Origin of the sequence: Segeticoccus rhizosphaerae (genome assembly GCF_009192725.1) — a bacterium.
Taxonomy (GTDB): domain Bacteria; phylum Actinomycetota; class Actinomycetes; order Actinomycetales; family Dermatophilaceae; genus Segeticoccus; species Segeticoccus rhizosphaerae.
In genome coordinates this window covers 1-9,943 of the sequence record NZ_VOHR01000132.1, presented here as the reverse complement: position 1 = coordinate 9,943, position 9,943 = coordinate 1, and the positions used below count along the sequence as shown (strand labels likewise).

The following is a 9,943-nucleotide window of genomic DNA, read 5'->3' as shown; positions in this document are numbered from 1 at the left end:
CCGGGGCGGCGACCGCGGCCGCGAGCGTCGGAATCGGCGCGCCTGCCGCCCACGCCTCCGGCACGGTCTGGGACCGGGTTGCCGCCTGCGAGAGCGGCGGCAACTGGTCGATCAACACCGGCAACGGCTACTACGGTGGCCTGCAGTTCTCCTACACCACCTGGCGTGCCTTCGGCGGCACGGCATACGCCTCACGCGCCGACCTGGCCACCAAGTCCGAGCAGATCGCCATCGCCCGCAGGGTGCTTGACCGGCAGGGTCCAGACGCGTGGCCGGTGTGCTCGCAGCGGGCCGGGCTGACCCGCGCCAACGGTGGTGCCACCGGCGACACCTCACGCAGCGAGACGCGCACCTCGCCCTACCAACAGCTGGTGGTCGACGGCATCCTGGGGCCCAAGACCAAGAAGGCCATCCAGCGCTGGGTCGGCGTCACGCAGGACGGCATCATCGGACCCATCACCAAGCGAGCGCTCCAGCGCAAGGTGGGCGCCTACCCCGACGGCATCATCGGGCCCAAGACGGTTCGAGCCCTGCAGTCCAAGATCGGCGCCCGGCACAACGGCAGCCGCTACCTCGACCGCGCCACCGTGCGGGTCCTGCAGTCCTACCTCAACAGGCACCTCTGAGCGCGGTTCCGATCGAGCGGTCGACGAGCAGCGCTGGAGGAACGAGCGCCCGAGCTGGTGCACCGCGGGTGTGCTGAGCAGGTCACCGACGGTGTGATCGGTGGAGCTGGGGCCAGCAGTGCGTAGGACGCGAGGAGATCTGATGTCGACGGAGCCGGGTGCGCCGCTCGCGGCTGTCACGGTGGTCTCCTTGGCGACCAACCTCCCCGGCCCGGTTGCGGCGGCGCGGTTGGTCTCGCTGGGCGCGTCGGTCGTGAAGGTCGAGCCGCCTGCCGGGGACCCGCTCGGGATGGTGGTGCCGAGCTGGTACGACGAGCTCATCGCCGGCCAGGAGGTGATCACCCTCGACCTGAAGGACCCGGGCGGCCGTTCTACCCTCGAGACCGAGCTGGCCTCGGCCGACGTGCTGCTGACCTCGATGCGCCCCTCTGCGTCGGCACGGCTGGGCCTCGTCGACGCGGTGGCGCGCCACGGCCTCGTGCTTGTCGAGATCGTCGGCTATGAAGGCGAACGGGCCGAGGAGGCCGGCCACGACCTGACCTACCAGGCTGCGCGGGGCATGGTCCTGCCGCCGGCGATGCCTCTCGTGCCGGTCGTCGATCTGCTCGGCGCCGAGCATGCGGTGTCTGCGGTGCTCGCGGGGCTACGCCGACGTGACCTGGGCGAGGCGGCACCGCACCTTCGCGTGGTGCTCGACGAAGTGGCCGGCCAGGCCTCCGCCACGGTCCGCCACGGCCTCACCGGCCCCGGGAACGCCCTCGGCGGGGCGTCGCCGACCTACGGCATCTACCCCTCTGCGGACGGATACGTCGCGGTCGCCGCGATAGAGCCGCACTTCGCAGGGCGTCTCGCGCGCGGCGTGGGGGCGACCCGCGAGGAGCTCACCACCCGATTCGCCGGCGATTCCAGCGCCCATTGGGAGGCGCTGGGCCGCTCGCTCGACATCCCGATCGTCGCACTGCGCGACCCACGCAACGGCGTGCCGGTCCAGACCTCGACTCCGGGCGGACCGGCCGCCGCGCATCAGTAGAGCGTGACCGTGGGCAACCATGACGGCGCCCGGACGGCGGCACCCGCCGCAGGAGGATTCGCAACGTCTCATCAGGGTGGTTTCGCGGAGGCGAACGCTGAGGCGACGTCCTGTGGCACTGACCGGTCAGCCGTGACACTCCCGCTCCGACCGACTCGGCTCACTGGTCATGCGCTTTGGTCATGCGCTGCGATGCTGAACAGGTCGCCCACCTGGCATCGAAGGGCGGTGCAGACTGCGACGAGTGTGGTGAACCGGACGGCCTTGGCCTTGTTGTTCTTCATGATGGACAGATTGACGATGGAGACCCCGACCCGGTCTGCGAGCTCGGTCAGCGTCATCTCGCGCTCGGCGAGCAGGTCATCGAGATGACAGACGACGCGGTTGTCCTCGTCGAGGTCTGCCGGCGGCACTCAGACCAGTCCCGCGACATCGTCGCGCAGTCGGACACCGACGCGCCACGTGGCAGCCAGCGCCAGGACGGCGATCCCGGCACCCAGCGGCCACAAGGGCACCGTGGACCACGGCATCGCTGCATCGACCTTGCCCGCGACTGTCGAAGACGACAACATCCACACCCGCACGAGGTGGCTCGTCACGATGAACAGGTAGGGCCCCACGAGCAGCACGACGCCGATCAGCGCCAGGCGCGAGGCGTTGGCTCCCGTGAACGGGTCACCGTCTACAGCGGTGGAGACCATGCGCCCCAGGATGAACCACAGCACTCCCACCGCGATGACAGGTAAGGTCAACAGCAGCGCCCAGGCCAGCAGGGGCAGGAAACCCGGGTCCCAGAACGTCACGACGCCCGCGCGAGTGCCACCGGAGTACTCGCCCCAGCCCTGGGGCGCGACCCCACCGCCACCGAAGCCGCTGAGCTGGGCAGGGGTGTCCTGCCAGTGGTCCTCATGCACGAGAACCGGCGTGGAGGGCACCAGGTGGAAGACCCTGAGTCGATCCTGCAGCCAGTCCGGCAATTGGCTGAAGGGCAGGGGGCCGCCGAGCCAACTGAACTGCGACATGAACCCGTACGTGGCAGTGACCGCCGACATGAGCCCCAGACTGTGCAGTACGACGCGCGCCACGACCAGAGCGCTCACCCGGCCAGACATCTCAACAACCCTCCTGCGAGGCCGACGACTTAACGAACTTCATTAAACCTGGCCAGGTGGGAATTCGCAACGTTTTTCGTTAAATACTGCAGCTCGTGACGCCTTCGACCTCGGACGTCGCGTCTTGCTGAACGGTTTCGCGCCCGGCCTTGGCGTCGCGAGGGATAGAGCGAGCACGGGTCCCATCGCCGAGCAGCTCGAGGCGGCGCTCGACGTGGACCGATGACGGGGTCGCTGATCCGGAGGTGCATCGTCCGGTAGCCGTTCTACGGCGGGTGCCATGAGCACCGACACGACGTTCGAGGTCAGCCCCCTGACTACCGAGACCTGGCCGGGGTTCGACGCCCTCGTGCAGCGACACAACGGAATCTTTGGCGGCTGCTGGTGCATCTGGTTCCATCCCGACGGTCCCGAGCGCGGGCAGGGGGCCGAGGCCAACCGGGAGCTGAAGAAGCGGTACGTCGAGGCCGGCGCCGCCCACGCGGCGCTGGTGATGGATGGGGAAGAGGTCGTCGCGTGGGCGGAGTACGGCACGCCGACCGAGCTGCCCACCATCCACCATCGCAAGCAGTACGACGCCGAGAAGGACGGCGACCCCGACTACCGGATCACGTGTGTCTTCGTTGACAAGAGATACCGTCGCCAGGGCATCACCGAGATTGCGATCCGGGGGGCGCTCGACCTCATCGCGCAGGCCGGTGGCGGTGTGGTCGAGGCCTATCCGCACGACCTGACGCACCAGACGAAGAAGATGTCGTCATCGTTCCTCTACAACGGCACCCGCCGGCTCTACGAACGACTTGGCTTCACCTACGTCCGGCCCAAGGGGTTGAAGAACTGCGTGATGTCGATCAAGGTGCCTGCGCAACCGTGACACGGATTCAGTCAGGAGATGGCGTTCCCCTGCATGGACCGCCAGAGGAGCGTCGGGCGGGCCGTCCATGAGAGCTACTCTCAGAGCCGACGAGGGGACTCGAACCCCTAACCACCTGTTTACAAGACAGGTGCGCTACCAATTGCGCCACGTCGGCGAGCGCGCCGTCCCGCTCGGCGGCCACGGCCCGCAAGATGCTACCTGCTCTCAGTCCTGGTCAAGCCTCCGGACCACGGCGGCAGTGACCAGCCCGTAGGCCACGTGAGGGACGGCGTCACTCACCCAGTCCCTGGCGGCCCAGCTCCGCGGGTCGGTCACCCCGAGCGCGGTCATCGGGGCGTCGCTGGCAGCCATGGCACCGACCCCCGCGGCCATGCCTGCGACCAGGAGACCGGGCCGCAGGCCGAGTGCCCTGGCCAATCCGAGTGCAGCCCCGACGCCGAGGCCTGCGGCCAGACCGCTCAGCGGGCCGAGGCCCGCCAAGCGATTCTGGCGAGTTTCCTGATCGCCCGGGACAGCGATCCCGGTCCTCTCGGCCAGCTTCTCCACGGTCTCCTGCGGAGTGCTGCTGCTGGGCCGTCCCCGCGCGGCCATGTCCAGGTGGGTGAGCGCGTTGAGGGCGGTCGTGCCTGCCGCCCCGGCTGCCAGCCCGGCACCGAGGCCGTTCCATATCCTCAAGGGGCTGTGGGTCCTGCGCTGCTCGAACATTGGCCTAGCCTCCCGGCGACGATGCACACGCGGTCCACGCTCGTGTGCTGTCCTACCCGATGGTGTCCCGTTCACTCACAAGCGGCTGCCGGGGCGGGCCACTGGCCGATGCCAGACTGTGACCATGAGCCGTGACCTCCGACCCGCCGGTGTGCCGCCGCAGGATCTGGAGGTGCCGGCGTTCTGGCACCGGCTTGGGCTGCCGGGGCTGGTCGATGTCCACGTCCACGGCATGCCGCAGCGGCTGCTCGACGCGGTGTGGCGGTACTTCGACGGCGCTGGGCCGCTCGTGGGCCGGGAGTGGCCGATCACCTACCGCTGGCCGGTGGAAGAGCGCTTGGCGCACCTGCGCGCCATGGGAGTTCGCGCCTTCCCGACCCTCTTCTACGCGCACAAGCCCGGGATGGCCGAGGGCCTGAACGACTGGGCGGGCGCCTTCGTCCACCAGCAGCGGGCGGGCGGACACGACGACGTCGTGCACAGCGCTACGGTCTTTCCCGAGGAGGGCGCGGCGCGGTACCTCGAGCGGGCGCTACGAGACGGTGCGCGCGTGGTGAAGATCCACGTCCAGGTCGGTGGGTTCGACCCCCGAGACGCGTTGCTCGACCCGGTCTGGGCTCTGCTGGCCGACGCCCGCACCCCGGCGGTCGTGCACACCGGCAACGGGCCTCGTCGCGGTAACTTCACCGGCGCGGGCATCTTCGCCGAGGTGCTGAGGCGGCACCCCAGCCTGACGGCCGTGATCGCCCATCTCGGGATGCCCGACTACGACGAGTTCATCGGGCTCGCCGAGCGCTACCAGCACGTCCACCTCGACACGACGATGGTCTTCGTCGACTTCTTCGGTGGAGCGCAGGCCCAGACAACACTGGCGCGTCGGCTGGCGCCGCGCCTTCAGGCGCTGCAGGACAAGGTCCTGCTCGGCACCGACTACCCCAACATCCCCTACCCCTACGCCCACCAGCTCGAGGCACTCACCCGGACCGGACTGGACGACGACTGGCTGCGGGCGGTCTGCTGGCACAACGGGGCCCGGCTGCTGGGGATCGACAGCACCTCAGGTGTCCGTGCGGGGTGACATCGCTCACCCAGTCGTGCTGGCGAGGCGTGTCGCTGCACGGAACAGCTCCGGCGGCGCGATACAAAAGAGGTGACCCCGCCAGGTATGAGCCGGCGGGGTCAATGCATCCCGGATGGGCGTGCCGCGTCAGCGAGGCGGCATCCGCAGGGCTCCGTCGAGGCGGATGACCTCGCCGTTGAGCATCGGGTTGTCGATGATGTGGGCCACCAGCGAGGCGTACTCCGCGGGCTGGCCGAGCCGGGACGGGTGCGGCACCAGCTTCTCCAGGATCTCCTTGGTCTCGCCCGGCAGCCCCGCCATCATCGGTGTCTCGAAGGTGCCCGGCGCGATGGTGGTGACCCGGATCGCCTTGTCCGCCAGGTCGCGCGCCGCACTGAGGGTGAGGCCGACGATCCCTCCCTTGGACGCTGAGTAGGCCGCCTGCCCGATCTGCCCGTCGTAGGCCGCGATCGACGCGGTCATGACGACGACCCCCCGGTCACCGTCCAGCGGCTCGTTGCCCATCATTGCGGCGGCCGCCAGCCGGAGCACGTTGAAGCTGCCGACGAGGTTGATGTCGACGACCTGCCTAAACTGCTCGAGGTCGTGGGGGCCGCGCTTGCCGACCACGCGCCCAGGCGTGCCGACTCCCGCGCAGGTCACCACGATTCGCAGGTCTCCGAGTTCTTGCGCCGCTGAGATCGCCGCCTGGACCTGCGCCTCGTCACGAACGTCGGCGGGGGAGAAGCGCACTCGTTCGCCCAGCTCGGCAGCAAGTTCCGCACCCTTCGACGTCGGCAGGTCGACCAGCACGACGGCGGCCCCGGCCCGGTGCAGTCGGCGCGCGGTCGCCTCGCCAAGCCCGGAGGCACCTCCGGTGACGAGGGCGACGGTGGAGTCGTTGATCTGCAAGGGGATTCCTCTCATTGCGGTGGCCTGGTCAGCCGCGCAGCAGTTGCCGCGAGATGACCAGGCGCTGGATCTGGTTGGTGCCCTCGAAGATCTGGGTCACCTTGGCCTCGCGCATGAAGCGCTCGGCCGGGAAGTCCTGGGTGTAGCCGTAGCCGCCGAGCACCTGGACGGCATCGGTCGTCACCTTCATCGCGGCATCCGTGCAGACGAGCTTGGCCACGGCGGCCTGCTTGCTGAAGGAGCGTCCCCCGTCCTTGAGGCGGGCGGCATGCAGGTAGGTCGCTCGGGCCGAGGTCACCGCAGCCTCCATGTCGGCGAGCATGAACGCCAGCCCCTGGAAGCGGTTGATCGACTGGCCGAACTGCTCGCGATCAGTGCTGTATGACGTGGCGAGGTCGAGCGCGGACTGCGCCAGTCCCGTCGCGGCGGCGGCGATCCCGAGGCGACCGGCATCGAGTGCGGCCAGCGCGATCGGCATGCCCATGCCCGGCTCGCCGACCAGGCGGTCGGCCGCCACGAGGGCCCCGTCGAAGAGCACCTCGCGCACGGTGTCGCAGGCGAGGCCCATCTTGCGCTCGGGTGGCGCGAACGTCATACCCTCGGTGCCGGCGGGGATGACGATGCACGACAGCCCCCTGGTCGGATGGTCGTCCGTGCGCACGAAGGTGGTGTAGAAGTCGGCGTGGCCGGCGTGCGAGATCCACGCCTTGCCGCCGGACAGGCGGTAGTGCCCTCCGTCGTCGGTCAGCGTCGCGCGAGTCCTGATCGCCGACACGTCGGACCCGGCCTGTGGCTCGGACAGGCAGTAGGCGCCGAGCTCCTCGCCTCCAAGCATGTCCGGGAGCAGCCGCTGGCGCTGCTCCTTGCTGCCGAAACTGGCCACCGGGAAGCAGGTGAGCGAGTGGACCGACGTCCCCACGGCCACGCTCATCCACGCGGACGCGATCTCCTCGACGACCTGCAGGTAGACCTCGTAGGGCTGGCCGCCTCCGCCGAACTCTTCGGGGTAGGCGAGCGAGAGCAGGCCGGCCCGTCCGAGCACCCCGAACACGTCGCGGGGGAACTCGCCGGCCGCCTCGGCCGCGTCGACCCGCGGGGCGAGCACGTCGCGGCAGATCTCCCGCGTGAGCGCGATGAGGTCACCTGCCTCCTCGCTCGGCACGAGGCGTTCGACTGCCATGCAGCGAACGATACCGGGGCGCATCCGCATGCTGAGACGTCCGGTGCCTGCGCGGGCCAATGTTTCTGAGGCGATGATGGCGAGCGGGAAATATTATGGTTCACTATCTTTTCGACAAGTGTTTTTCCTGTATGGAGGCGTGATGAGTGACTTTCCCCGGGTGGTGTTCGACGAGGCACACAGCGAGGCCTGGACCCTCGACGCCGCCACGGCCGCACAGCTGAACCGCGTCAACCCCGCCGACGTGAGCTATTCCGAGGCGGCGCGGGCTCTGACCCGCTCCGGGTTCGAGGTCAGCTCGCGGCGGGACGGACTGCTCACCGCCGACGCGTTCGAGGGCGAGCTGGCCGGCACCGACGTCCTGGTCATCGCCCATCCCGCCGAGCCGGGCCGCGAGCGCGCCAGCGGCACCGGCTCGCCGCGCCTCGCCCGGGAGGAGATCGACGGGGTGGAGCAGTGGGTCCGCGGTGGAGGCGGTCTCGTCGTGCTCGCCGAGTGCGACCAGGAGCACTACGGCTCCAACCTCACCGACCTGCTGTCGCGCTTCGGCGTGGGCGTGCACAGCACCACGGTGCAGGAGGGCGTGCGCCGGCACAACAACGTGGCGTCGTGGGTGATGGCCGACCTCGGCACCTCGGCCGGCAAGGGCCTGCTGGCCGGGGTGCGGGACGCCTGCTTCTACCGCGCTGGGGTGCTCGACCTGTCCCGGGCGGCCGGCGCGCGGGTGCTCGCCCGCACCAGCGACACCGCGGACCCGGCCGGCGCGCCATTGGCCGCCGCCCTCGAGGTCGATCGCGGACGCCTCGTCGTGCTTGCCGACTCCGACCTGTTCGGCGACGACTCCATCGACGAGTTCGACCACCGCACCCTGTGGACCAACCTGGTCACGTGGGCTGCCGGAAGTGGCGAGCCGGCGGCCCGCGAGAGTGCTCTCGGCGCAGCGTCGGCGAACGTGGACCTCGCGCTCGATCCCCAGTGGCTCGAGCTGAAGCAGGCCGTGTCGAGCCTGCGCGCACTGCAGGGGAGGGACGGCTCGATCGACGAGGCCGAGCACGACCACGACAAGGCACGCACGCTGGTCTCCCGGATGGTCGAAGGCGTGGTCGCCCTGGCCCCGCGCTTCCCGCACGACGCGGCATACCTCGAAGCCCTCCAGGGTGACCTGCTGCGGTGGGCCGACGAGGGATTCGGCAAGCCGGACTTCCTCGACTCGCTGGTGCTGTTCCGTCCCGACCAGCACCGCGCCGACGGCGTCGAGCACCTGGTGCTCTTCCCGATGTACACCCAGAACGGCAACCCGAACCGCCAGTTCGAGGCGCTGCTGATCCGCGTGACCTGGCCGGACTGGCTGGCGAAGGTCGAGGCGGTCTACGACAACCGGATGTTCCTGCCGGTCAACTTCATCGACTTCACGCAGGGGTATGACTCCAACTCCGCGGTGCTCTTCCCCGAGACGGTCGCGGTCCGCGAGGTTCCGGTCTTTCACTGGGGTGCGATCTTCTGTGACCGCGAGGCGGCCCGCTTCCGGCGCGTGACAGCAGCGGCCGCGCAGCTGCTCAAGGTGGCGCTCCCGCCGGACGCCGAGCGGCTCGTCGGCAGCCAGAGCCTGGCGCAGAGCACCTTCGCGATGTGGGACCTGATCCACGACCGCACCCACAGCCACGGCGACCTGCCCTTCGACCCGTTCATGATCAAGCAGCGGATGCCCTACTGGATGTATGCCCTCGAGGAGCTGCGCTGCGACCTCAACACGTTCCGGCAGGCGGTCGCGCTCGAGCAGGACGGGCACCCGTATGCGCGGTCGGTGCAGTACGCGATCGTCTTCGACCGGATCTTCCGGTTCACCATCACCGGCGAGCGGGTGCGCAACTACGACGGACTCGGCGGGCAGATGCTGTTCGCCTACCTGCACCGGAACGACGTCGTCCGTTGGACGGACAACACGCTGACCTTCGACTGGGACCGGCTGCCGGGATGCGTCGTCGACCTGTGCGAAGAGGTCGAGAAGCTCTACCGAAGCGGCATCGACCGGTCCAAGGTCGGCCACTGGATCGCGTCCTATGAGCTGATGTCGTCCTACGTGCCTGCCCACCCGAGCTCGACCTGGGCCAAGGGGCCGGAGGCGCTCCCGCTGGACGGTCCGCCCAAGGGGCTGACAGACGCGGTGCTGCCCGACGAGTTCCCCCTCAACGTCTTCTTCGAGGCGCTACGTAAGAAGCTCGGCGACGTGGTGGCGTCGACCTCCGGCATCACGTCAGACTCGGACGCGGAGGCGAAGCCGACTGACAGGGGAGCCGCGGTATGACTACATCGGTGCAGCAGGACCTCACGGGGCTGGTCATCGTCGTGACCGGTGCGACCGGTGCCGCCGGTCCGGCCGTGGTGCAGCGGCTCGCGGCGTCCGGCGCCACCGTCGTGGCGGCCGGGCGCGACCAGGGTCG

10 protein-coding genes and 1 tRNA gene are annotated in these 9,943 nt (G+C 69.4%); 5 read left to right on the top strand and 6 right to left on the bottom strand.

Annotation, left to right across the window (positions count from 1 at the left end; all coding sequences use genetic code 11):
- Both FRW57_RS11860 and FRW57_RS11855 read left to right on the top strand, forming a co-directional pair.
- Positions 1-626: transglycosylase family protein (locus tag FRW57_RS11860; protein ID WP_152186080.1), on the top strand; the 626-nt coding region annotated here is incomplete at its 5' end.
- A 142-nt stretch (positions 627-768) separates the two neighbouring features.
- Positions 769-1,656, top strand: a complete 888-nt coding sequence (locus FRW57_RS11855; RefSeq protein ID WP_137120700.1) for a CoA transferase — start codon at positions 769-771, stop codon at positions 1,654-1,656.
- Positions 1,657-1,823: 167 nt separating this feature from the next.
- Here FRW57_RS11855 and FRW57_RS11850 read toward each other — a convergent pair whose 3' ends face one another.
- Together FRW57_RS11850 and FRW57_RS11845 are read right to left on the bottom strand one after the other, a co-directional pair.
- A complete protein-coding gene (locus tag FRW57_RS11850) occupies positions 1,824-2,069 on the bottom strand; it encodes a helix-turn-helix domain-containing protein (RefSeq protein ID WP_137120699.1) in 246 nt (81 codons plus the stop codon).
- The gene (locus FRW57_RS11845) at positions 2,070-2,768 is read right to left on the bottom strand and encodes a DUF2975 domain-containing protein (protein WP_137120698.1); all 699 of its coding nucleotides are present in this window, start codon (positions 2,766-2,768) and stop codon (positions 2,070-2,072) included.
- Positions 2,769-3,048: 280 nt separating this feature from the next.
- Between FRW57_RS11845 and FRW57_RS11840 the strand changes: the two genes are divergently transcribed.
- The gene (locus FRW57_RS11840; RefSeq protein ID WP_137120697.1) at positions 3,049-3,642 is read left to right on the top strand and encodes a GNAT family N-acetyltransferase; all 594 of its coding nucleotides are present in this window, start codon (positions 3,049-3,051) and stop codon (positions 3,640-3,642) included.
- Between the two features lie 84 nt (positions 3,643-3,726).
- On the opposite strand, the gene FRW57_RS11835 is transcribed toward FRW57_RS11840, so the two are convergent.
- Together FRW57_RS11835 and FRW57_RS11830 are read right to left on the bottom strand one after the other, a co-directional pair.
- Positions 3,727-3,799 (bottom strand) — tRNA-Thr (locus FRW57_RS11835).
- Positions 3,800-3,849: 50 nt separating this feature from the next.
- Positions 3,850-4,320, bottom strand: coding sequence for a hypothetical protein (locus tag FRW57_RS11830; protein ID WP_202911433.1), 471 nt, complete (start codon positions 4,318-4,320; stop codon positions 3,850-3,852).
- Between the two features lie 154 nt (positions 4,321-4,474).
- On the opposite strand from FRW57_RS11830, the gene FRW57_RS11825 reads away from it, so the two are divergent.
- A complete protein-coding gene (locus FRW57_RS11825; protein WP_137120695.1) occupies positions 4,475-5,428 on the top strand; it encodes an amidohydrolase family protein in 954 nt (317 codons plus the stop codon).
- Positions 5,429-5,557: 129 nt separating this feature from the next.
- On the opposite strand, the gene FRW57_RS11820 is transcribed toward FRW57_RS11825, so the two are convergent.
- Both FRW57_RS11820 and FRW57_RS11815 read right to left on the bottom strand, forming a co-directional pair.
- Positions 5,558-6,322: a 3-hydroxyacyl-CoA dehydrogenase gene (locus FRW57_RS11820; protein ID WP_137120747.1), complete on the bottom strand. Its 765-nt coding sequence runs from the start codon at positions 6,320-6,322 to the stop codon at positions 5,558-5,560.
- A gap of 28 nt (positions 6,323-6,350) precedes the next feature.
- Positions 6,351-7,502 (bottom strand): acyl-CoA dehydrogenase family protein, encoded by a 1,152-nt coding sequence (locus tag FRW57_RS11815; protein ID WP_152186079.1) that lies wholly within the window; start codon positions 7,500-7,502, stop codon positions 6,351-6,353.
- Between the two features lie 142 nt (positions 7,503-7,644).
- Between FRW57_RS11815 and FRW57_RS24900 the strand changes: the two genes are divergently transcribed.
- Positions 7,645-9,807, top strand: coding sequence for a DUF6421 family protein (locus FRW57_RS24900; protein ID WP_152186078.1), 2,163 nt, complete (start codon positions 7,645-7,647; stop codon positions 9,805-9,807).
- The last annotated feature ends 136 nt before the right edge of the window (positions 9,808-9,943 follow it).